This is a genomic window from bacterium, from assembly GCA_035530055.1.
Taxonomy (GTDB): domain Bacteria; phylum UBA6262; class WVXT01; order WVXT01; family WVXT01; genus WVXT01.
In genome coordinates this window covers 1-22602 of sequence record DATKVN010000003.1, presented here as the reverse complement: position 1 = coordinate 22602, position 22602 = coordinate 1, and the positions used below count along the sequence as shown (strand labels likewise).

General features: G+C 42.2%; 19 protein-coding genes, 2 tRNA genes and 3 rRNA genes. All 24 read left to right on the top strand.

From position 1 onward, the window contains the following. Nucleotides 1–50 precede the first annotated feature (50 nt). The 24 genes from VMW39_00215 to VMW39_00100 all read left to right on the top strand — a co-directional run bounded on the left by VMW39_00215 (nucleotide 51) and on the right by VMW39_00100 (nucleotide 22488). Entirely contained in the window at nucleotides 51–308 is a 258-nt protein-coding gene (locus VMW39_00215) for a hypothetical protein (protein ID HUW22445.1), read from the top strand. Further along, nucleotides 277–1494 carry a bifunctional phosphopantothenoylcysteine decarboxylase/phosphopantothenate--cysteine ligase CoaBC gene (gene coaBC / locus VMW39_00210; protein HUW22444.1) on the top strand — a complete coding sequence of 406 codons (1218 nt, stop codon included), beginning with the start codon at nucleotides 277–279 and terminating at the stop codon, nucleotides 1492–1494. Before VMW39_00215 ends, coaBC begins: the two co-directional genes overlap by 32 nt. Before the next feature lie 15 nt (nucleotides 1495–1509). Continuing rightward, nucleotides 1510–2241 (top strand): uracil-DNA glycosylase, encoded by a 732-nt coding sequence (locus VMW39_00205; protein HUW22443.1) that lies wholly within the window; start codon nucleotides 1510–1512, stop codon nucleotides 2239–2241. Nucleotides 2242–2322: 81 nt separating this feature from the next. Next, nucleotides 2323–4317 (top strand): primosomal protein N', encoded by a 1995-nt coding sequence (priA, locus tag VMW39_00200; GenBank protein HUW22442.1) that lies wholly within the window; start codon nucleotides 2323–2325, stop codon nucleotides 4315–4317. A 101-nt stretch (nucleotides 4318–4418) separates the two neighbouring features. Further along, nucleotides 4419–5375 carry a methionyl-tRNA formyltransferase gene (gene fmt / locus VMW39_00195; GenBank protein ID HUW22441.1) on the top strand — a complete coding sequence of 319 codons (957 nt, stop codon included), beginning with the start codon at nucleotides 4419–4421 and terminating at the stop codon, nucleotides 5373–5375. After that, entirely contained in the window at nucleotides 5372–6721 is a 1350-nt protein-coding gene (gene rsmB / locus VMW39_00190; GenBank protein ID HUW22440.1) for a 16S rRNA (cytosine(967)-C(5))-methyltransferase RsmB, read from the top strand. Before fmt ends, rsmB begins: the two co-directional genes overlap by 4 nt. Nucleotides 6722–6967: 246 nt before the next feature. Then, nucleotides 6968–7987 carry a PASTA domain-containing protein gene (locus VMW39_00185; protein HUW22439.1) on the top strand — a complete coding sequence of 340 codons (1020 nt, stop codon included), beginning with the start codon at nucleotides 6968–6970 and terminating at the stop codon, nucleotides 7985–7987. Then, nucleotides 7984–8664: a ribulose-phosphate 3-epimerase gene (gene rpe / locus VMW39_00180; GenBank protein ID HUW22438.1), complete on the top strand. Its 681-nt coding sequence runs from the start codon at nucleotides 7984–7986 to the stop codon at nucleotides 8662–8664. The genes VMW39_00185 and rpe overlap by 4 nt, the downstream gene beginning before the upstream one ends. A 54-nt stretch (nucleotides 8665–8718) precedes the next feature. Beyond that, nucleotides 8719–8964: a 30S ribosomal protein S16 gene (gene rpsP / locus VMW39_00175; protein ID HUW22437.1), complete on the top strand. Its 246-nt coding sequence runs from the start codon at nucleotides 8719–8721 to the stop codon at nucleotides 8962–8964. 45 nt (nucleotides 8965–9009) lie between these two features. Beyond that, nucleotides 9010–9240: a KH domain-containing protein gene (locus tag VMW39_00170; GenBank protein ID HUW22436.1), complete on the top strand. Its 231-nt coding sequence runs from the start codon at nucleotides 9010–9012 to the stop codon at nucleotides 9238–9240. Nucleotides 9241–9727: 487 nt separating this feature from the next. Further along, nucleotides 9728–10267: a ribosome maturation factor RimM gene (rimM, locus tag VMW39_00165; GenBank protein HUW22435.1), complete on the top strand. Its 540-nt coding sequence runs from the start codon at nucleotides 9728–9730 to the stop codon at nucleotides 10265–10267. Nucleotides 10268–10279: 12 nt separating this feature from the next. Then, entirely contained in the window at nucleotides 10280–11044 is a 765-nt protein-coding gene (gene trmD / locus VMW39_00160; GenBank protein ID HUW22434.1) for a tRNA (guanosine(37)-N1)-methyltransferase TrmD, read from the top strand. A 43-nt stretch (nucleotides 11045–11087) separates the two neighbouring features. After that, complete coding sequence (gene rplS, locus VMW39_00155) at nucleotides 11088–11441, top strand: 50S ribosomal protein L19 (GenBank protein HUW22433.1); 354 nt, start codon at nucleotides 11088–11090, stop codon at nucleotides 11439–11441. After that, entirely contained in the window at nucleotides 11434–11802 is a 369-nt protein-coding gene (locus VMW39_00150; GenBank protein ID HUW22432.1) for a YraN family protein, read from the top strand. Before rplS ends, VMW39_00150 begins: the two co-directional genes overlap by 8 nt. A 15-nt stretch (nucleotides 11803–11817) precedes the next feature. Beyond that, nucleotides 11818–13206 (top strand): hypothetical protein, encoded by a 1389-nt coding sequence (locus VMW39_00145; protein ID HUW22431.1) that lies wholly within the window; start codon nucleotides 11818–11820, stop codon nucleotides 13204–13206. An 81-nt stretch (nucleotides 13207–13287) separates the two neighbouring features. Then, nucleotides 13288–13743, top strand: a complete 456-nt coding sequence (locus VMW39_00140) for a DUF2914 domain-containing protein (protein HUW22430.1) — start codon at nucleotides 13288–13290, stop codon at nucleotides 13741–13743. Nucleotides 13744–13828: 85 nt separating this feature from the next. Next, nucleotides 13829–14314: a hypothetical protein gene (locus VMW39_00135; GenBank protein ID HUW22429.1), complete on the top strand. Its 486-nt coding sequence runs from the start codon at nucleotides 13829–13831 to the stop codon at nucleotides 14312–14314. Between the two features lie 217 nt (nucleotides 14315–14531). Continuing rightward, entirely contained in the window at nucleotides 14532–15785 is a 1254-nt protein-coding gene (gene rho / locus VMW39_00130) for a transcription termination factor Rho (GenBank protein ID HUW22428.1), read from the top strand. Nucleotides 15786–16317: 532 nt separating this feature from the next. Continuing rightward, a 16S ribosomal RNA gene (locus VMW39_00125) occupies nucleotides 16318–17887 on the top strand. Nucleotides 17888–18024: 137 nt separating this feature from the next. Next, nucleotides 18025–18101, top strand: a tRNA-Ile gene (locus VMW39_00120). Nucleotides 18102–18189: 88 nt separating this feature from the next. Continuing rightward, nucleotides 18190–18265: transfer RNA gene (locus VMW39_00115), tRNA-Ala, on the top strand. 160 nt (nucleotides 18266–18425) lie between these two features. Next, nucleotides 18426–21516 (top strand): 23S ribosomal RNA (locus VMW39_00110). A gap of 30 nt (nucleotides 21517–21546) precedes the next feature. Beyond that, a 5S ribosomal RNA gene (gene rrf, locus VMW39_00105) occupies nucleotides 21547–21663 on the top strand. Together the 16S, 23S and 5S rRNA genes with 2 tRNA genes alongside form the textbook arrangement of a ribosomal RNA operon. Before the next feature lie 105 nt (nucleotides 21664–21768). Then, complete coding sequence (locus VMW39_00100) at nucleotides 21769–22488, top strand: hypothetical protein (GenBank protein HUW22427.1); 720 nt, start codon at nucleotides 21769–21771, stop codon at nucleotides 22486–22488. Nucleotides 22489–22602 lie beyond the last annotated feature (114 nt).

The window sequence follows — 22602 nt, the reverse complement described above, 5'->3', positions numbered from 1 at the left end:
AAGAAAATGTGTAAATCTGGCTAATTCTGGATTTAGTAGGAGTAAAAAGAATGGAAAAAGACAAAGCTAAACCTTCGCTGGATGAATTGTTACTCGATAATGTATCTAATAAATACAGGTTGATTATTTTAGCCTCGAAGTTATTAAAAGAGAAGACGAAGAAAGACGGAAAGATTAAGATGACACCGGAGACAATTATAGAAGTGCTATATGAGATGGCCAGTAAAGATACCAATCAGAAGAAAATCTCAAAGGGAAAGGCGTCAAAAGAGGAAAGTGTCGAAAAAAAGAAACCTGAAGAAAAATAGGCCTTTTTTGGGTAGGAAGCTCGTTTTAGGCATAACCGGTAGTATTGCTGCTTACAAGGCCTGTGAGATAGTCTCTCGCTTAAAAGAATTGGGTGCTGAAGTTTTTGTAATAATGACCAAGGCGGCTACTCATTTCGTCACTCCTTTGACTTTTCAGACTCTCTCTGGGAATAGGGTCTATTTAAATCTTTTCGATTTGCCGGAAGAGTGGGAACTCGAGCATATTTCCTTGGCCGAAAGAGCGGACTTAATTTTAATCGCCCCCACTACAGCCAACACCATTGCAAAATTAGCCACGGGCATTGCTGATGATCTCCTGACAACCACTGTTTTAGCCAGCGAGTCGCCTATTTTAATAGCACCAGCAATGCATGAAACTATGTATAAGAATAGCTTTACACAAGCAAATATTGAGAAGCTGAAAGAGAAGGGATTCAAATTTATTGGACCCGAATATGGAAAGCTCGCCTCGGGAAAGAGTGGCTTAGGCAGGTTAGCCAGTAATGATAAGATTATAGATGGCGTTAAGGATATTTTGAATAGAGAAAAAGACATGGCAGGGAAGACTTTTCTCATCACTGCTGGTCCCACTCATGAATACCTCGACTCGGTGAGGTATATAGCGAATGCTTCTTCCGGCAAAATGGGCTATGTTTTGGCTGAAGTAGCACAAAGAAGAGGGGCAAAGGTAACATTAATTAGTGGTCCTACAAATATTACACCACCACAAGGAGTGAATACCATATTTGTAGAGTCAGCCCTGGATATGGAAAAGGAAGTGGTAAAATACGCTCCTCGCTCCGATGTGGTTATCGCTTCTGCTGCTGTGGGTGATTACCGTCCAGAGAAGAGAGAGAAAGAGAAAATTAAAACTAACCTCCAGAGGAAAAGTATAAATTTGACAAGGAACCCTGATATCATTGGTCAATTGGGTAAACAGAAAGATGCGAAATGCTTGATCGGGTTCGCTTTAGAGACAAGAGATTTGGAAAAGAACGCCCGGGAGAAACTGAAAAAGAAGAATTTAGATATGATTATAGCTAATACTCCTCGAGCAATGAGCCAGAATGAAGCCACGGTTAAAATTTTCACAAAATCGGGGAAGAAAATTTTCTTACGAGAAATGCAAAAGGAAAAGATAGCTGAAAGGATACTATCCGAATTAAAAGAATTTATCACGAAATGAGTTAAGGATTTAGAATTGAATAAAGGCAAAGAATTTGCTGAGTTAATTTCAATAACCAGGAAGTTTCTGGAACAAGAAAGAAATAGGGGAATAAAAGAGTTTATGCAACATTGGGAAGAAAAGAAAGCTGAATCAGGAACCTTGGATGATCTGGCAAGGCGCATAAAGGATTGTCAGAAGTGTAAGTTGGGAAGAACGAGGACAAATTTGGTGTTTGGAGTGGGGAACTCCAAGGCTGAACTAATGTTTGTTGGTGAGGGGCCCGGTTTCGATGAGGATCGATTGGGAATTCCCTTTATAGGGAGAGCAGGACAGCTTTTAACTAAAATAATTGAATCGATTAAACTGACAAGAGAGGAAGTATACATTTCCAATATTGTGAAATGTCATCCCATGAAAGATCCCACCCACCCAGAAATGAGAGGTAACGACCGACCGCCAACTCAAGATGAGGTAGCTCAGTGCCTTCCAATTTTGTTTAAGCAGATTGGAATTATCGAGCCTAAAATCATCTGTACTTTGGGTTCACCGGCTACCAAGGCGCTGTTGAACTTAACTGAAGGCATCGGAAAACTTCGTGGTAAGTTCTACGATTTTTGTCCGCCTTATGGAAAGTTTGGAGAGCCTATAAAGGTTATTCCCACTTACCATCCAGCATATCTTTTGAGAGACCCGACGAGAAAACGGGAAGTGTGGGAAGACATGAAAGAGATAAAGAAGGCGATGACCTCTATTTCTCCACATTGAGGATGATTCCGCTATTTTCGAAGAAAGTTAACAGGAAGAAAAAAATAAAATAGAGTTGACCCCATTTTCTAAGGATTATTTATGGCAATACAAGGATGTGTGTCAGTTGTTTTTCCTATCCCCTTTAATAGAATTTTCCACTATTCGCTTCCCCTGGAACTGGAGTCAGAAAGACTGGCAGGAAGAAGAATAGTAGCACCTTTTGGACCCAAAGGAAGGATAGGATATATTGTAGATGGCTTAACGAGGCCAAGAGTAAAAGGCATAAAAATGATTAAAGAAATCATCGATAAAGAACCCTTAATTTCTACAAATCTATTAGAGCTGGCTAAGTGGATGTCTAAATATTATGTTTGTTCTCTGGGGCAGGCTCTGGATATAATACTCCCCCACAATTTTCGGCCTGTAAAACTAAGAGAAAAGATTAAAAAGACAGAAATAAAGGTTTTCTCTGCCTTTATACCATTTTCCCAGCAAAGGAGAATACTAAAGCCCATTCAAAATAATATAAAAGAAAAAAGTTTTACTGTCTTCCTTGTCCACGGCGTAACTGACAGTGGCAAGACAGAGGTCTATCTGCAGGCTATAGCTCAAGCTCAGGAGGTGGGAAGGCAGTCCATATTTTTGGTTCCGGAAATATCATTGACTCCACAATTCTTGAGTGTTTTTAAACAGAGATTCGGTTCCAGTCGAATCGGCCTGTGGCACAGTCGCCTTTCCCAGGGAGAGAGGTATAGAACTTGGCAATCCGCCTACCAGGGAAAGATAGATATAATGATTGGAGCAAGGTCAACGATTTTTGCGCCTTTCCCCAATTTGGGTCTAATAATAATTGATGAAGAGCATGATACTTCTTACAAGCAGGAAAAGAGACCTTTGTATCATACTAGAGAATTAGCCCAGAAGAGGGCTGAACTCGAGGGGGCGACTCTTGTCCTGGGTTCAGCAACTCCCTCTATAGAGGCTTTCTATCGGGCGTTAACAGGAATAAAACCATATAGACTTTTAACTCTTCCGGAAAGGATATATGAAAGGTCTCTTCCTTCAGTAGATATAGTCGATATGCGTGAAGAACTAAAGAAAAGAAACACTCAAGGCGTCCTCTCTCAAAAACTTTCTGAAGCCATTGCTGAGAGATTGGAAAGAGGTGAACAAATTATCCTCTTCTTAAATCGGCGAGGGTATTCTACTTTTATCTTATGTCGAGAATGTGGCTTCGTGTTAAAATGTCCAAATTGTAACATTTCCATGGTCCACCATTTTAATGAGAAAAGGGTTAAGTGTCACTATTGTAACCATCACGCTGAAGCGCCAAGATTCTGCTCTAGGTGTGGCAGTAAAAAAATTCGCTATTTTGGAACGGGGACGGAAAAAGTAGAACAAGTAGTAAAAAAGATGTTCCCCGGGGCAAAAGTTATGAGAATGGATAGGGATACGATGCGTTATAGACATGCTGCTGAGAAAATATTTAATGCGTTTCGTCAGCGAAAAGTCGATATCTTAGTGGGTACTCAGCTGGTGGCCAAGGGGTGGGATTTTCCCGATGTTACCCTGGTGGGAATAATCTCAGCGGATACAGCTTTAAATTTGCCAGATTTCCGTTCTGCAGAGAGAACTTTCTCCCTAATTACGCAGGTTGCCGGACGGAGCGGACGAGGACCTAAAGGTGGTGAGGTTATCGTGCAGACCTACAATCCTGACCATTATAGCATAAAAATGGCATTGGAACATAATTACCGCTCATTTTATGAGAGAGAGATGGAATTCCGGAAAGAATTGAACTATCCTCCTATTACCAACTTAGTAATTATTCTGGTAAGAGGGAAAGATGAAAAAAAAGTTATAACCACATCTGAAAAAATTGGTTCTCTATTAAAAAGAGAGCTTAATCAAATCACAATACTAGGACCCACCCCAGCCGTACTGGATAAGATTGCCGGAAAATATCGCTGGCAGATTATCATCAAAACTACTGATATGAAGGGTATTGGTGAATTTTTTCAGAGACACTGCCTGGGATTTGAGCAGAAGGAGATGGAGATTAGTGTTGACGTTGACCCTCTCAATATGCTCTGAGAGGAAAAAAAATTTGTATAAAGACAAAGAATTTGTTATTATTAAAAACCACTTCATGCTATCTTAAACTTGGAAGTACTTGACTGGACCAGGAGGAAAAGTTGCGTATCTTGTTTATGGGAACCCCTGACTTTTCCCTCCAGTTCTTGAGAAAGATAATGGAGAGTGACGAAATTGTAGCCATTGTCACTCAGGGGGATCGCCCTTCTAGACGGGGACATCGTTTGGAGTACTCAGGGGTAAAGAAGTTTGCTTTACAGAAAAACTTTACTCTCTTTCAACCCGAAAAGATTGCCGACAGCAATTTTGTTAGAAATATTAAAGAGTTAGCTCCGGATTTAATTGTGGTTGTTGCTTTTGGAAAAGTCTTGTCATCTGAAGTTTTAAATATTCCTAGAAAGGGTTGTGTGAATATTCATTTCTCTCTGCTTCCTAAGTACCGTGGCCCGGCTCCTGTGCAGTGGGCGCTTCTTGAAGGCAATTCTTATACAGGAGTATCGTCGATCTTTATGAAAAAAGAAGTAGACACGGGAGACATTATTTTACAGAAAAAGATTTCCATAGATCCTGAAGATAATTATTTAACATTACAGAACAGATTATGTGAAGCAGGGGTAGTTTTACTGGGAGAGACACTCAATTTGATAAGGGAGGAGAGAGTTTCTGGTCACCCTCAGGATAGCTCTGGCATCAGTTATGCGCCATTGTTGAAGAAGAGTGATGGTCAGATTAATTGGAATGACTCATCTCGTAGGATACTCAATCGCATTCGGGCACTTAATCCCTGGCCAGGAACTTACATTAAAATAAAAAGTGGAAAGAAAGTGAAAATATTAGAGGCTAAAATTATACCAGTACCTGTTGAGGCTGACAAGGGAGGCTTTCCTAAACCGGGAAAGATTGTGGAAATTAGAAAGGGGGAAGGATTTGTAGTAGCTTGTGGGGAAGGAAGTTTTCTGGTCACTGGGGTTCAGCCAGAAAATAAGTCTGTTCAGAGGGCTTATGATTATCTTCAGGGTGCCCGATTAACAGTTGGTGATATGTGGGGGAAAGAGTGAAATCTGCCAGGAGAATTGCTTTAGAAGTCCTATATAAGATTGAGGTAAAGGGTGCCTATAGCAGAATTGCTTTAGATAGTGCGCTCTCGACTCACGAGTTATCAAAAGAGGATAGGGCACTGGTTACCGAATTGGTTTATGGGGTGATTCGCCATCTCAATACTTTAGATTGGGTATTGAATACCTATCGTTTCAAGCAAAACACAGAAGAGTTATCCCCCTATGTGAGAAATATTTTGAGGTTGGGAGCTTACCAGTTAATGTATCTTGATAAGATTCCTGCCTACGCAGCAATTAACGAGTCAGTAGAGATGAGTAAGGAATTTGGGCACGCTGGTATTATTTCCTTGGTCAATGCACTACTACGTGCAGTTAGTGATAATGTAAAAGATATTGTCTATCCTGACCAACAAAAAAACCTCTCCCAATATCTTTCCATAACCTATTCTCATCCACAATGGTTAATTACGCGTTGGTTGTCGCGATTCGGAGAGAAAGAAACAATAGAGTTATGCGAAATCAATAATCAAGCACCTCCCCTTTCTATTCGCACCAACACACTGAAGACTACCCGGGAAGAGCTTATCCTTACCTTGGAGAAAGAAAATTTAAAAGTAGAGGTGAGTTCAATTGCTCCTGGAGGACTAAAGATAAAAGATTTTGTCTCTCTGACTCAATTGAAATCCTTCAGGAAGGGTCTGTTTACTGTCCAGGGAGAGAGTTCTCAGCTCATCAGTTATATTCTTGCACCTAAGCCTGGAGAGACTGTGTTGGACGCCTGTGCCGCCCCGGGCGGAAAAACTACACATATGGCAGAACTTATGAAAAATGAAGGTTCAATCATTGCTCTAGATATTCGTAAACCTCGATTGGAGATGATTAAAGAAAACTGTATGCGTTTGGGAGTAACCAATGTGAAAGCAGAACTTTTGGATGCTACTAAAGTAAGTTCCCTTTACTCAAAAAGAGTTGACCGATGCCTTGTGGATGCGCCTTGCTCCAGTCTGGGAATTATCCAGAGTCAGCCGGAGGTTCGTTGGAATAGAGATTATCGGGGGACTCTGGTTAAAATGCCCCAGGTGCAATATGCAATTTTAGACGAGGGCTCTTTATGTGTTAAATCCAAAGGTGTTTTAGTTTATGCGGTCTGCAGTTTGGAACCAGAAGAAGGCGAGAGAATTATTGAGAAGTTCTTAAAGGAGAGACCGTTATTCCATCTGGAATCAGTTAAGCCCTATCTTCCTGTTTCTAAAGAAGAACTGGTTGATGAAAATGGTTTCTTGAAAATTTATCCTCATCGTCACCACATGGATGGCATGTTTGCTTGTCGGATGGTGAAGATGTGAGAAGAGATATAAAAGATGTCATTGCGAGGCGAAGCCGTGGCAATCTCGAGATTGCTTCGGTCGCTTCGTTTCCTCGCAACGACTCTCGAGGGCGCAAAAATAAACTCCTCCGATAAATCGGAGTCAGACAAATTTTTGCTTGGAAGTAGAATAGGTCGTCCTCGTTTCTTGGCTAAAATTCCTAAGGCCTTTCACAAACTATCTTTTGAATCTCCGTTAGTAGTAAAGCGAGGGCAAGGTTAAGTTATGAAAGCAATACTAGGAATTTTAATTCTAATTTCTGTTATGTTACTTGGGTTTTTTTCTCTCCAACAGGGGATAAAAAAATTTATTAAACTCATTCTGGCTACTTTTGCCTCTATAGTATTTGGAGTTCTCATCTTCAACCAATTGATGGGGATAGTTGTTCATCAGAAGAAAGAGATTATGATTCCCGATCTAACCGGAAGGACTGTGGGGCAGGCTTTCCAGATTTTAAGTGACCAGGACTTATATATTAAGAAAGTTGGCGAACAATATAATGAGAATATACCCGATGGCAGTATTATTTTTCAGGAACCGCTGCCAGGGTCAGTAGTGAAGGAAGGAAAAGTTATTAAAGTTATCATTAGTTCTGGTGGTCAGGTTATTTTCGTTTCTCAGCTTGTAGGAAGGTCTTTACGCGAGGCAAAGATTCTCCTTCGTCAGACAGGCTTGGTCCTGGGCGAGGAAACAGGAATTTACTCAGAGGAAATAAAAAAGGACTTTGTAATAGCGCAAGACCCTTCACCCGAAGAAATCGTTGCCCGAGGAAGCATGATTAATCTGGTGATAAGCCTTGGTCCAGCCAGAGAAGCAGAAGTGCCTTTAATGGTTAATCTGCTTGGCCAAAATATTAAGAGCGCCCGGAAAATATTGCGGGATATGAATTTATCCTTAGGTGAAATTAAAGAAACTGTTAATGATAGTGTTCCTCAAGGCACTATTTTAAAACAAGAACCTCACACGGGTGAAATCGTCGATGAAAATACTATAGTCAAAGTAACTGTAGCAAAGAAAAGCGAAGAGCACAAAATAATCCGCGAAGCAACAGTATATTATGAAGTTTCCCAGGGAGTTTTAGATAGAGATGTTCTCATTGTGGTAGTGGATGGTCAAGGTGAAAGGGAAGTTTACCATAAAATACATTCTCCAGGAACGAAAATTTCATTGCCCATACAAGTTTTGGGAAAAGCAAAGGCAAAAATATTTGTTAACAGTATTCTGGTTAGGGAGATAGAATTGTGATTAAGATTGCTCCGTCTATTCTAGATTGCGATTTTACTAACTTAAAGGAATCGATATGGCTGGTTGAAAAAGCGGGAGTTGATATGTTGCATCTCGATATTATGGATGGTCACTTTGTTCCTAATATTTCTTTTGGACCTCAAATCGTCAAATCCATAAAGAAGATAACCAAACTTCCCCTTGACGTCCATCTAATGATAGAGAATGCTCAAGAATTTATATCTATCTTTGCTCGTGCTGGAGCAAGAATTATTACAGTTTCCGCAGAAGCTTGTATTAATCTTAGAGAGGTAATTGAAGCAATTAAAAAGGAAGGGTTGGAAGTAGGAGTGGCTCTCAAGCCCCAGACGCCTGTTGAGTCTTTGTTGAACTACTTAAATCAAATTGACATGGCCCTGTTGATGACAGTAGAGCCAGGTTTTGGGGGACAGAAGTTCATTAGTTCTGTCTTACCCAAGATTGCTCATCTTCGAGACTACATTTCAAAAAATCGGTTGGATGTAGATATTCAGGTTGATGGCGGAATTGACCTTAACACGGCGCGGTCGACAGTAGACAATGGCGCAAATATTCTGGTTAGCGGTGAGTATATTTTCGGCTCACCCGATCCCAGGAAAGCAATTGCCGATCTCCGTCGAGCGTGTAACCTCTCTCAGAAGAAATCCGCCAGTAAATAAACGAGAGGTACCAAACTGCAATTTTATTATTTCCTATTTAAAAGGAGGAAGCGCATGTCCATAATAATTAGATTGAAGAGAATTGGCACACATAAGCGGCCTTTCTACACTATTGTGGCAGTTGATTCGAGAAAGAAAAGAGATGGACGAGTATTAGAAATTCTTGGTCATTATAATCCCCGCGAGGCCAGAGAAAGAGTTGCTTTCTTTCAAGAAAAGATTAAAGCCTGGATGAAGAAAGGTGCGTTAGTTTCACCTACGGTAAAAAGTTTATTGAAAATTCACAAGGAAAAAGAATAATTATCAGGCATCAAAACTCATTATTATGTAATTTTGGAGGAATAGTTGAAAGAATTAGTTAGTCATGTAGTTAAACAGTTAGTAGATAATCCCGAAAAGGTTAAAGTCAAAGAAGTAAAAGGAGAACAGAATATAATTTTGGAACTGTCTACAGCGAAGGAAGACATAGGCAGAGTAATTGGCAAGCAAGGAAGGACTATTAAAGCACTTCGCACATTGCTTAATGCTGCTTCTGTGAAGACAGGACATCGAGTCACGATTGAGGTCATTAAATAAATGGTGGCTCGGGATTTAGTTTTACTCGCTGAGAATTTTTTGTAAGCATCCCGATAACAATCAGGATGCGGATTAGGGGGTTTGTCTTTGCCCATAATCTGATGGGCAAAGACAAGGGGTCGCTGGAGCGACGAATAAGGAGCTCCGTGTTAGCGACGGGCGCGAGATGGTGAGCGCCCCGGAGGACAGAGAAGCAAATGTCCGGTGGACATTTGGTGAACGCCAGAGGGGTGAAACCCCTATGGAAGTATTCCCGAAGGGAATATCTTCTTTGACCACCGCCAAAAATCTCAGTAGCTGCAGAGCGAGCTCTGCTGAAAAGAAGCAAAGCTTTCGCTTTGCGGCTACAATCTTCGATTTTTGGCTAAAAATTCTAATGCTCGCTTGACTAAATTCCCTCGCTTGGAGGAGGAAAGGAGTAGCGAAGCAAAGCTTCGCGTCATAAGAGTCTGTACAGGAGTCTCGCCCAAGCTGGGGTGTTGGCAAAATGGAAGAGAATGATAAAAATTTAATCTTTTTGGGAGAGATTGTTAATACACAGGGACGCAAAGGTGAAGTGAAACTCATTTCCTACCTGTCCTTATCAAGCTTCGTCACCAGAGACGGAAGGAGTCTTTTAGAAAGCATGAAGAATGTCTATTTAGTGAATCCAGATGGGGAGAGAAAGGAAACCCGGATACTTGGTATGAGGGAACATAAAGGATTCATTATCCTGAAATTTGCTGGTTATGATACTATTAGCCAGGCAGAGCAGTTGAAGAAATATAAGGTCGCTTGCAAGAGACTTCCCTTGGCGAGGGGAGCTTACTATGTTCGAGATTTGATGGGAATGGACGTTTTTGCGAAAGACAAAACGGGTCTGCGCAGGCTTGGAAAAATTGTGGATATTTTTGGAACAGGGTCAAATGATATTTATGTAATCAAAGAAGAGACTAAAGAGATTTTATTTCCCGCACTAAAAAAATTTGTAAAGGAAATTAATATTAATAAAAAAAGAATGATAATTGATCTTCCTGAGGAGCTATAATTGAAGACGAAAATGCAGATCGATGTAATAACTATATTTCCACAAATGTTAGAAAGAATAATTAAAGAAAGTATCTTAAAGCGGGCGCAACAGAAAAACATTGTTAAAATTAACATCCATAATTTGCGTGATTTTGCTTTAGATAAACACTCTGTTGTGGACGATTATTCTTATGGTGGTGGGGCGGGGATGGTTTTGAAACCCGAGCCTATATTTCGCGCTGTAGAAAAAATCGTAGGTAGTAGAAAAAGAAAACGTAAGGTGCGCATTATTCTTTTGACTCCCCAGGGACAAACCTTCAATCAGGCTAAAGCCAAGGAACTTTCACAGGAGGAACACTTGCTGTTTATCTGTGGGCATTATGAGGGGGTGGACGAGCGGGTCAAGGAGAACTTAATTACTGATGAGATTTCCATTGGCGATTATGTTTTGACAGGGGGAGAATTGCCGGCAATGGTAATTATCGATTCTCTGGTAAGGATATTGCCAGGAGTTTTAAATAAAAGAGAGTCTTTTGAGAATGATTCCTTCTACCAGGGATTATTAGATTATCCACATTACACCCGGCCGCGAAGGTTTAGGGAGAAGTCTGTTCCCGCCCTTCTTTTATCGGGGAACCATAGCCAAATTAAAGAGTGGCGAAGACAAGAAGCGCTAAAAAACACTTTAAACAAAAGGTCGGATCTTTTAGAAAAGATAACACTTTCTGCAGAAGACCAAAAAATCTTAAAAGAACTTAAGAAAAAACAAGACAGGGGCAAGGCGATTACTTTCTGAAGGTGCAAATAGATAAACTTGCGATTATAGAAAGGTGGAGTTTATGGACAGTTTGCTAAAAAGAGCGACTACGGAGATGTTAAAAAAAGAGCTACCACACTTCCTCGTTGGCGATACAGTGCGTGTCATTTCAAAAGTTTTCGAAGGCGGGAGTGAAAGGGTTCACGCCTTTGAAGGAGTGGTCATTAGCCGTTCTGGGAGGGGCGTAAGTGAAACTTTCACTGTGCGAAAGCTTTCTTATGGTATAGGAGTGGAGAGGGTTTTTCCTCTCCATTCTCCTCAGATTAAAGAGGTAAGTGTTATTAAGAGCGGAAGAGTTCGCCGGGCAAAGCTGTATTATTTGCGTAAAAAGACAGGTAAAGCTGCGCGAGTTAAAGATAAAAAACTAAATGAGTAATAAAAGAATAAATTTAGGTAGAAAAGGGGAAGACATATCCGTAAAGTTCTTAAAAAAGCAGGGATATAAGATTATGGAGAGGAATTACCGTTGTTCTTTAGGTGAAATCGATATCGTTGCTAAAGACAAAAACATTCTTTGTTTTGTGGAAGTCAAGACGCGAAAGACAAAAGAATACGGTTTACCTGAAGAAGCAATAGATGGGCATAAACAAAAGAAGCTTGCTAAAGTAGCTTTAGTATATCTTAAAGAAAAGAAAATTTATAAGCAAGATCTTAGATTCGATGTTGTTTCTGTTTATTCCAATCATATAGAACTTATTAAAGATGCTTTTATTGTAAATACGGATTATGCCTACTAAATGCGAGATGTAGCCATGCGTCTTTTTGGAAAAATTAAAGAAATCAAAAGAGGGCAAAAACTATTTGAATTGGGAATTTTTGATGAAGCCATTAAGCAGTTTTCTATGGCAATTTCCAAAAGAAAAGATATTAACACCTACTATCTTTTAGCAGAGGCCTATTTAAATAATAAAGATTTTACAAATACAAAAAAAGTCCTTGGGGAAGTAATCGCCTTAGGTCCCTCAGAGGAGATGGTTAGAAAAATCTGCGAATTGACAGGTATGAAAAAAATTGTAAGCGATGAATATTACAATGTCTTTCCAGCATTTTCTCCAGATGGCAACAAGATAGTCTTTTGTAGCATTCGGCGTGATACTAATAACGATGGTGTGATTGACCAGAGAGATAATTTTGGAATTTACATTATAGATGTGGAGAGAAAAAATGAGAGGCAAATTGTGAATGATGATTGTCAGAATACATATCCTTCTTTCTCGCCCGATGGGAGTAAGGTAGTATATTTAAGCAGGCGAAGGGATACTAATGGAGATGGCAAAATCGATTTATTTGATAATCCGGGAATATATATAAAAGACTTAGACGGAAGAGATGAAAAATGTATAGTTTCTGATGAGTACCATAATAAGTTCCCTTCCTTTTCTCCGGATGTTGGCAAGATTCTATTTGCCAGCTGGCGAGAGTACAATAGTGGAATCTATACGATAGATATCGATGGTAAGAATGAAAAACAAATAGTCAGTGATGAATACGATAACACTTTTCCTTCTTTTTCACCCAATGGTCAAAAGATAATTTATGCCAGCTGGAGAAGGGATACTAACAAGGATGGCCGGATTGATTTGCGTGATAATAGTAGGATATATACTATAAATACTGACGGCAGAAATGAACAGGAACTTGTAAGTGATAGATACAGTAACTCTTTTCCCGTTTTTTCCCCGGACGGCACTAAAATAGTCTATTTAAGTAGGAAGAGAGATACTAATAAAGATGGGAAGATTGACTCACTGGATAATAGCGGAATCTATATATGTGACACTAAAGGAAGAAATAAAAAGTGTATTGTGAGTGATAAATCCTACAATAAATTCCCGTCTTTTTCTCCCGATGGAAAGAAGATACTATTCTTAAGTAGCGGCAAATCTCATCGCAGAACGTCTGGTGAAGGATTCTTCGGCTGGAAAGGAATCTATACAGTTGATATTAATGGTCGAAACAAATGCCAGGTTGTAAGTGGAAAATATTATGGAAATACAAATCCTTTATTCTCGCCCACTCAGGAGAAGATATTATATTTAGCCTGGAGAGAGGGAACCCAGCGTGGAATTTACCTCGCCGATGCTAATACCCCACCCAATCTGCAAGAGTTAAAAAGCTTAGTAGAAGATAATCTTAAATAGAATATTTTTATAGCTCTCGAACTTGATTCTTACACGATATTTCAATCTCAAAATTATATATATCAAAGGAGGTGAGAAGAAATGTATAAGGCGCTAATTTTTTCGTTGATCCTTTTGTTAAGTCTAATCTCGGCTAAGCCAGTAGCTGCTCAAGAGGAACAACTGTCAGAAGAACAGGTAGAAGTAGAAGAGACGAAACTTACAGTAGAGACCAGAATAGGGGTAGGAGTCGAAGAGAGCGAGCTTGTTGGAGAGGCTTCCACTTTCCCGCTTTCTGTGGACAGAGTTTACTGTTGGACTTGTGTGAAAGGGGCAGATGAGCCAACGGAGGTCATCCATGTCTGGTATTATGGTGTAGAGAAGATGGCAGAAGTGGTACTTCCTGTCAAATATTCCAGACACCGTACCTGGAGCTACAAAACGATTATACCTGAATGGAAAGGCCAGTGGAGTGTGGAGATTCTCGACGCGGCCGGCAATAAGTTAGATTCCATTGCCTGGGAAATAACAGAAATAATAGAAGAGACTACTGAATAGACGCAATTTTGTTTCAATCGAGAAGTAAGGGAAAATTACTTCGGCATAAATTTTTTCTAGTTGGACAAAAGAGGAGAAGTCGAGGATGAAGAAATCGTTGATCGGGATAATTTTTATTCTGGGAATTTTTCTATTCACTGGCTTTGTGTTTGGAGGGAAAGCTAAGTGGGAATACAAAGTAGCATTTCTTATGCCCGAGGGAAAAGCGATATTCTATACTACCGCTCTTCAGGAGTGGAAAGAACTGAGAACAGAAAGTGAAGAATTTAAAGACTTCTGTGAGAGATTCTATCCCCAGGGACTGAGTCCGGGAAGCGAATTAGAAGCTTTTAAATCATTTAAAGAATTTGAGCTGGAGAAAATAAAGAAGAAAGGAATACCCAGTTTTGCTGAGCAGGAAGAATTTCTTAATAACCTTAGAGAGGACGGCTGGGAGCTTATCGCTGTGGAGACTTATGGAGAAAGCGGTCTACCTGTAGGGTATTTTAGAAGGGAAAGTAAAAGTAAAAAAGAGAAAAGAGAAAGAGAGGAGCCTGTTACTCCCTTCGACTATTATGAACGAGGATATTAAATTATGGCCCATTTTACCTTTGTGGTGGCCACTAAAAAATAATTATTGACAAAATTTGCAAAATGTTGTAGTATAATATTATCAAGTCGATGTAAACTTTCCTTAGCATAATCCTGCTTTATCAAATCTTAGACATTTTCCCTTTAGTTAATACTTTCCGGAAAGTTTTATCCTATAAAATAAGGAGGAATGGATAGTGGAAAAAACTCCATTAGATATAAGTGCCCTGTCCAAGATGACCATAGCAGATTTAACAAAGAAAGCAAAAGAGTTGAAAGTAGAAGGAATATCTAGCCTCAGAAAACAGGATTTAATTTTCAAAATTTTGCATGCCCAAGCTGAATCTAATGGACTTCTATTCGATGAGGGGGTACTGGAAATTTTACCTGATGGTTTCGGTTTCTTGAGGTCTCCTAACAACAATTACTTGCCCGGTCCGGATGACATCTATATTTCTCCTTCACAAATTAAGCGTTTCAGTTTGAGTAAGGGGGACACTGTTTCTGGGCAGGTACGTCCACCAAAAGAAGGTGAGCGTTTTTTTGCTCTTTTACGTGTAGAAGCGGTCAATAGCGAAAATCCAGAGAATGTTCGTGACCGCGTACTATTTGATAATCTAACTCCTCTTTATCCCAGTGGACAAATTAAATTAGAAACTAAACCTACGGAGGTATCCATGCGGGTAATGGACATTTTGACTCCCATTGGAAAGGGACAGAGAGGGCTGATTGTTGCTGCACCGCGAACAGGGAAAACTATTTTATTGCAACAAATTGCAAATGGTATTACAACTAACCATCCAGAGATTATTCTGATAGTGTTGCTCATAGATGAAAGACCTGAGGAAGTTACCGATATGCAAAGGTCAGTAAGAGGAGAGGTGATCTCTTCAACCTTTGATGAGCCGGCGGATCGCCACATCCAAGTAGCAGAAATGGTTATGGAAAAGGCAAAGAGACTGGTTGAACATAAAAGAGATGTGGTCGTCTTGCTGGATAGCATAACTCGTTTAGCCAGGGCTTATAATACCGCAACTCCCTCCTCTGGTAAGGTGTTATCTGGCGGTTTAGATTCTAATGCTCTACAGAAGCCCAAGCGTTTTTTTGGTGCTGCCCGCAATATTGAAGAAGGGGGCAGCCTGACAATCATTGCTACAGCACTGGTTGATACAGGAAGCCGGATGGACGATGTCATCTTTGAAGAATTTAAAGGGACGGGTAACATGGAAGCTAATCTCGATCGTAGATTAGTTGACAAAAGAATATTTCCCACAATTGATATTCACCGCTCTGGGACGAGAAAAGAGGAGCTCCTTCTTTCTGAAGATGAACTGAACAAAGTGTGGCTTCTGCGAAAGGCATTGAGCTCCTTGAACGTCGTGGAAGCGATGGAGTTTTTACTAGGGAAATTGCAGACTACCAAGTCGAATAAAGATTTTTTTAAATTACTGGAACTGAATAACATCCAGTAAGGCTTTGTGAAATATTTTTAAAAGAGGTTTCTGAAAAAGCTTCGTTTTTCGTCTGTCATTGCGAGCCCAAAGGGCGTGGCAATCTCATTCTCCGACGATAACAACGAGATTGCTTCGTCGCTCTACTCTTCGCAAAGACACTTAGGGGAACTTTTTCAGAGACCTCTAAAAAATTACTTGACAATTAAGAAAAACTTTGTTAATATTATAGCTGAAAGAAGAAGGGAGGGATGCCTCGGAGAAATAAACTATTTTTCTCTCCGAAAGAAAGTCCCGCCAAAATTACCTTCAGGTTCTTTTCTTTAAAAAGCAACATTTATTCCCTGGTTATAAATTTTAGTCATAACAAACAATATAATACAAAGGTATGTTTTTTTCTATCTTTGGGTGGGTTTTTAAATATATAAAGGGAGTGTTGACAAAGTAATAATTATCTGGTATAATTAAGATGGGAGTTTAGGTCTTTGAAAACTAAATAGGAGTGTTGAAGCCAGCTAACCCTGGTTAATTCAAGATGTTAAGTAAGTAAGTTTTTATGGAGAGTTTGATCCTGGCTCAGAACGAACGCTGGCGGCGCGCTTAACACATGCAAGTCGAACGGTCCCGATAAAGCTGTAAGGTGATATCGGGGTAGTGGCAAACGGGTGAGTAATACGTGGATAATCTACCTTTGAGTGGGGGATAACTCTACGAAAGTGGAGCTAATACCGCGTAAGACTACAGAATCGCATGATTCAGTAGTAAAAGGCTTCGGTTTACCGGAGTCGCTTAAGGATGAGTCCGCGCCTGATTAGCTAGTTGGTAAGGTAATAGCTTACCAAGGCAACGATCAGTAGTCGGCCTGAAAGGGTGTTCGGCCACATTGGAATTGAGATACGGTCCAGACTCCTACGGGAGGCAGCAGTGGGGAATTTTGCGCAATGGGGGAAACCCTGACGCAGTGACGCCGCGTGAACGATGAAGTCCTTCGGGATGTAAAGTTCTGTCAGGCGGGAAGAATCTTTCCCCGATGCAAATCGGGGGAGAATGACGGTACCGCCAAAGGAAGCACCGGCTAATTCCGTGCCAGCAGCCGCGGTAACACGGAGGGTGCAAGCGTTGTTCGGAATTACTAGGCGTAAAGAGCGTGTAGGTGGTTAGCTAAGTCGGATGTGAAAATCCCAAGCTTAACTTGGAACGTGCATTCGAAACTGGTTAACTTGAGTGTAGGAGAGGAGAGCGGAATTCCTAGTGTAGCGGTGAAATGCGTAGATATTAGGAAGAACACCGGTGGCGAAGGCGGCTCTCTGGCCTAAAACTGACACTGAGACGCGAAAGCGTGGGTAGCGAACAGGATTAGATACCCTGGTAGTCCACGCCGTAAACGATGGGCATTAGGTGTAGGAGGTATCCAATCCTTCTGTGCCGAAGCTAACGCATTAAATGCCCCGCCTGGGGAGTACGACCGCAAGGTTGAAACTCAAAGGAATTGACGGGGGCCCGCACAAGCGGTGGAGCATGTGGTTTAATTCGATGCAACGCGAAGAACCTTACCTGGGCTTGACATGTACTCGAATGTGCCAGAAACGGTACAGTCCGAAAGGACGGGTACACAGGTGCTGCATGGCTGTCGTCAGCTCGTGTCGTGAGATGTTGGGTTAAGTCCCGCAACGAGCGCAACCCTCATTCCTAGTTACCATCGGGTAATGCCGGGGACTCTAGGAAAAATGCCTCGGATAACGAGGAGGAAGGTGAGGACGACGTCAAGTCCGCATGGCCTTTATGCCCAGGGCTACACACGTGCTACAATGGCCTGTACAAAGAGTGGCAAACCCAAGAGGGGGAGCTAATCTCAAAAACCAGGCCTCAGTTCGGATTGAAGGCTGCAACTCGCCTTCATGAAGTCGGAATCGCTAGTAATCGTGAATCAGCACGTCACGGTGAATACGTTCCCGGGCCTTGTACACACCGCCCGTCACACCACGAAAGTCAGTTGTACTAGAAGTTGCTGAGTTAACCCCGATCTTTGATTGGGGAGACAGGCGCCCAAGGTATGATTGGCGATTGGGGTGAAGTCGTAACAAGGTAGCCGTACCGGAAGGTGCGGCTGGATCACCTCCTTTCTAAGGAGAAGATTTCAGGGTTTTTTGGCTTCAGCTCCTATTTAATTTTATAGGTAGTAGTAATAGAAGGCTAAAGGCTTCGGATATATTAAAGAAGCGCATATACTAGCCATATAATTTTTAGGTTGATTCAGAAAGGGCCTTTAGCTCAGTTGGTTAGAGCGCTATCCTGATAAGGTAGAGGTCTCTGGTTCGAGCCCAGAAAGGCCCACCAAAGAGGCAGGGGTAAGTGAGAACTCACTTCATATATCTGCCTTTTTTGTGGATTTGGCCCAGTTTAGAAATATTTCGCATATTTACAAGGGGAATTAGCTCAGTTGGGAGAGCGCCTCGCTTGCACCGAGGAGGTCACCGGTTCAAGTCCGGTATTCTCCACCAGATAAAAAAGACAAATAGAAAGATATAAGATGTAAGTGGGGAGAATTTCTCACGTACATTTTGTTTCTTATATTTATTTAATTGCTCTTTGACAAATAAAGGGTACCCTGCTATTATGCAGGTGGATTCAATATATCGTCGAGTAAAATCAAAATAGTATGGTCAAGTTACTAAGGGCGCATAGTGGATGCCTTGGCACCAGAAGCCGATGAAGGACGTGGTTAACTGCGATAATCCCCGGTGAGGAGTAAACATCTTTTGACCCGGGGGTTTCCGAATCGGGAAACCGCTCCGGTTAATAATCGGAGACTCCAGTTTGAATAAAATAGAATTGGAGAGGCAACGAGGCGAAGTGAAACATCTCAGTAACCTCTGGAAAAGAAAGAGAATTCGATTTCCTCAGTAGTGGCGAGCGAAATGGAAACAGCCTAAACTGCTTGTGCGTGATAGGACGTACCCGTTGTACAAGCAGGGTAGCGGGGCTTAGTTGTCCTATTGTACGTGATGGAGAGAAGTTACCAATGTATGTCTTAGTCGAATAGTCCTGGAAAAGGTTAACCGAAGAAGGTGACAGTCCTGTAGACGAAAAGATATACACTTCTTTGACTAAGTTCCCAAGTACCGCGAGACACGAGAAATCTTGTGGGAATCTGGCCGGACCACCGGCTAAGGCTAAATACTCTCTGGTGACCGATAGTGAACTAGTACCGTGAGGGAAAGGTGAAAAGGACCCGGGAACGGGAGTGAAATAGAACCTGAAACTGTGTGCCTACAAGCAATTCGAGCCCTATATCAGACGGAGGGCTTTAGACTAAGACTTTAGACTTTAAAAGGTTTTCCTTTTAAGGTTTTTTGTCGGTGTCTATTGTCTAATGTCTGAGATGGGTGAGAGTGTGCCTTTTGTATAATGAACCGGCGAGTTATTTAGTGTAGCAAGGTTAATTCCTTTAAATCGGAAGGAGCCGTAGCGAAAGCGAGTCTTAAACGGGCGATAAGTTGCACTAAATAGACCCGAAGCCAAGTGATCTATCCATGGACAGGGTGAAGCCTCGATAAAACGGGGTGGAGGCCCGAACTGTTTGATGTTGAAAAATCACTAGATGAGCTGTGGATAGGGGTGAAAGGCCAATCTAACTTGGTAATAGCTGGTTCTCCCCGAAATAGTTTTGGGGCTAGCCTTGTAACTTAAACGATGGGGGTAGAGCACTGGATAGAGTAGGGGCCTTTCCGGGCTTCCAAATCTAACCAAACTCCGAATACCATCGCGGTCCCGATTTATCGGGATAAATTACAGGAGTCAGACTGTGGGGGATAAGCTTCATAGTCGAGAGGGAAAGAGCCCAGACCATCCGTTAAGGTCCCTAATATAGGCTAAGTGGTAAAGGATGTAGGACTACCCAGACAGCCAGGAAGTTGGCTCAGAAGCAGCCATCCTTTAAAGAGTGCGTAACAGCTCACTGGTTAAGTGGTCTTGCGCCGATAATTTCCGGGGCTAAGTTTATAACCGAAACGGTGGATTCGTTAGTTCATTTTATGGACTGGCGTCTGGTAGGGGAGCGTTCCGTGGTAGGATAAAGGCAGACCGTGAGGACTGCTGGACGAAACGGAAGTGATTATGCCGGTATGAGTAGCGATAATCCCGATGAGAAATCGGGACGCCGAAAGTCTAAGGTTTCCTTGAGTAAAGCTAATCTGCTCAGGGTTAGTCGGTCCTAAGTTGAGGCTGAAAAGCGTAGACGATGGGCAGTCCGTTAATATTCGGACACTGCCAGATTGGCGCTAAAAGCTGTGAGGTGACGCAGGGGGGTAGACCATCTCTGAGATGGAATTCAGAGTTCACGTCCCCCCGATTTTATCGGGGGAGTGTGAGGATTCCGATGAAAATCGGATGAACTGGTTCAACCCACTGCCCAGAAAAACCTTTCAGTGAGCCATTCTGGCATCCGTACCGCAAACCGACACAGGTAGACGGGGTGAGAATCCTAAGGCGCTCGAGAGAACTCTCGTTAAGTAACTCGGCAAATTAACCCCGTAACTTCGGAAGAAGGGGTGCTCCGATAGCCCGTAAGGGCATATCGGAGTCGCAGTGAAATGGCCCAGGCGACTGTTTAACAAAAACACAGGACTCTGCTAACTCGTAAGAGGATGTATAGGGTCTGACGCCTGCCCGGTGCTGGAAGGTTAAGGGAAGAGGTTATCCCCCGACTTGTCGGGAGGAAAAGCTTCGAGCCGAAGCCCCAGTAAACGGCGGCCGTAACTATAACGGTCCTAAGGTAGCGAAATTCCTTGTCGGGTGAGTTCCGACCCGCACGAATGGCGCAACGATCTGGGCACTGTCTCAACGAGAGACTCGGCGAAATTGTGATCCCGGTGAAGACGCCGGGTACCCGCAACGGGACGGAAAGACCCCGGGAGCTTTACTGTAACTTAATATTGGATTGTGGAGTAATTTGTAGAGGATAGGTGGGAGACGGTGAAGTTCCGACGCTAGTCGGAATGGAGTCAACCTTGGAATACCACCCTTATTGTTCTGTGGTCCTAACCTACGGCCGTGAATCCGGTCGGGGAACAGTGTTAGGCGGGCAGTTTAACTGGGGCGGTTGCCTCCTAAAGAGTAACGGAGGCGTCCAAAGGTTTCCTCAGCGTGAATAGAAATCACGTGTCGAGTGTAAAGGCATAAGGAAGCTTGACTGTGACCCAGACATGGGGAGCAGATGCGAAAGCAGGGCTTAGTGATCCGGCGGTTTAGTGTGGAATTGCCGTCGCTCAACGGATAAAAGCTACCCCGGGGATAACAGGCTTATCTCCCCCAAGAGTTCACATCGACGGGGAGGTTTGGCACCTCGATGTCGGCTCATCGCATCCTCCTGCTGAAGTAGGTGGGAAGGGTTTGTCTGTTCGCCAATTAAAGCGGTACGTGAGCTGGGTTCAGTACGTCGTGAGACAGTACGGTCCCTATCTGTTGCGGGCGCAGGATATTTGAGAGGAGCTGACCCTAGTACGAGAGGACCGGGTTGGACGAACCTCTGGTGTACCAGTTGTTCTGCCAAGAGCATAGCTGGGTAGCTATGTTCGGATGAGATAAACGCTGAAAGCATATAAGCGTGAAGCTCACCTCAAGATTAGATATCCCTCCTGATGAATAATCAGGACTAAAGACCCCTTGGAGACTACAAGGTTGATAGGCCAGCGGTGTAAGCTCAGTGATGAGTTTAGCTTACTGGTACTAATCGGTCGTGCGGCTTGACCATACTATTTGATTTTACACGGAAACATTTTCCCCTGGCGATTATGGCGGAGGTGAAACACCTGTTCCCATCCCGAACACAGAAGTTAAGCCCTCCTGCGCTGATGGTACTATACTGGTAACGGTATGGAAGAGTAGGACATCGCCAGGGTTTTTTATTATATAGTGGTTGGGCACTTTTGAGAGTGCCGTTTTCGTCACCCTGAAGGGCAATGTGCCGTGTGGATAGAAGAGATTTCTGGCATAAGGAGAAAATATGAGAATAGGGTGGATTTTTATTTTAAGTCTGGGATTAATTTATGGTATCTGTTCCTTTGGGCTGGCAGGAGAAGTAATGCCTTGGGTAACGCCTACCAGTATTGGAGGAGTCAATACAGAAGTTTATTATGCCCATTCAACACAAAAGGTTAAACTGAATATCACTGGGTACGAAGTGCCTTTTGACTATGTTTCTCAGAAAGTCAACATAAAATGCACTTTACGACCGGGGTTGGGAGTGGAGGTCTATGTTCTGGCAGGACTCATAGGTTCTGAATTGAAAGATGGGAGTACCTCTTATAAAGGGAAAATGGATGACGCATTGTATGGTGGCGGGATAAGGTATGTTCTCTTGGGAGATATTATTATTCTACCAGCCATATCTTTTTCCTTGGGGCTTACTCATTCCTCTTCTAACCTAACTAAAGAAGATGGTGAGGAAATTGATTTTACATTAGATACTACGGAGTTGCAAGGAAGCGTGACGGCAAGTAAGAAAATAGGAATGGTAACACCTTATGCTGGGGTGAAATTCTTTCGTAATTGGATAAGATGGAAAGACGAGGAAGGTGATAAGGGAAAGGGGAATAGCGGTGATATTAGCCCTTTCTTAGGCGCAAAAATATCGTTTAGTCCTTTACTTTCAATAAAAGGTGAGATTAGTTTCGCCGATGAAGTCACTTACGCGGGCGGGTTAAACTTGAGTTTAGGGCTGTAAAAACAGAGATTATACTGAATAAGTTCTACTAAGGAATCCGATTTTTGGTCGGATTCCTTTTTTATTTTCTTTTTTAGCACGGTGGTGACCATTGAGGGATTTTTTAACTTGACA

Excerpts from the sequence above, each read along its gene's own strand:
- rimM (HUW22435.1), top strand. The coding sequence starts at position 9,728 with ATGGAAGAGAATGATAAAAATTTAATCTTTTTGGGAGAGATTGTTAAT.
- VMW39_00135 (HUW22429.1), top strand. The coding sequence starts at position 13,829 with ATGAAGAAATCGTTGATCGGGATAATTTTTATTCTGGGAATTTTTCTA.
- VMW39_00100 (HUW22427.1), top strand. The coding sequence starts at position 21,769 with ATGAGAATAGGGTGGATTTTTATTTTAAGTCTGGGATTAATTTATGGT.
- priA (HUW22442.1), top strand. The coding sequence starts at position 2,323 with ATGGCAATACAAGGATGTGTGTCAGTTGTTTTTCCTATCCCCTTTAAT.
- VMW39_00150 (HUW22432.1), top strand. The coding sequence starts at position 11,434 with ATGAGTAATAAAAGAATAAATTTAGGTAGAAAAGGGGAAGACATATCC.
- trmD (HUW22434.1), top strand. The coding sequence starts at position 10,280 with ATGCAGATCGATGTAATAACTATATTTCCACAAATGTTAGAAAGAATA.
- VMW39_00140 (HUW22430.1), top strand. The coding sequence starts at position 13,288 with ATGTATAAGGCGCTAATTTTTTCGTTGATCCTTTTGTTAAGTCTAATC.
- VMW39_00145 (HUW22431.1), top strand. The coding sequence starts at position 11,818 with ATGCGTCTTTTTGGAAAAATTAAAGAAATCAAAAGAGGGCAAAAACTA.
- VMW39_00215 (HUW22445.1), top strand. The coding sequence starts at position 51 with ATGGAAAAAGACAAAGCTAAACCTTCGCTGGATGAATTGTTACTCGAT.
- VMW39_00185 (HUW22439.1), top strand. The coding sequence starts at position 6,968 with ATGAAAGCAATACTAGGAATTTTAATTCTAATTTCTGTTATGTTACTT.
- rplS (HUW22433.1), top strand. The coding sequence starts at position 11,088 with ATGGACAGTTTGCTAAAAAGAGCGACTACGGAGATGTTAAAAAAAGAG.
- rpsP (HUW22437.1), top strand. The coding sequence starts at position 8,719 with ATGTCCATAATAATTAGATTGAAGAGAATTGGCACACATAAGCGGCCT.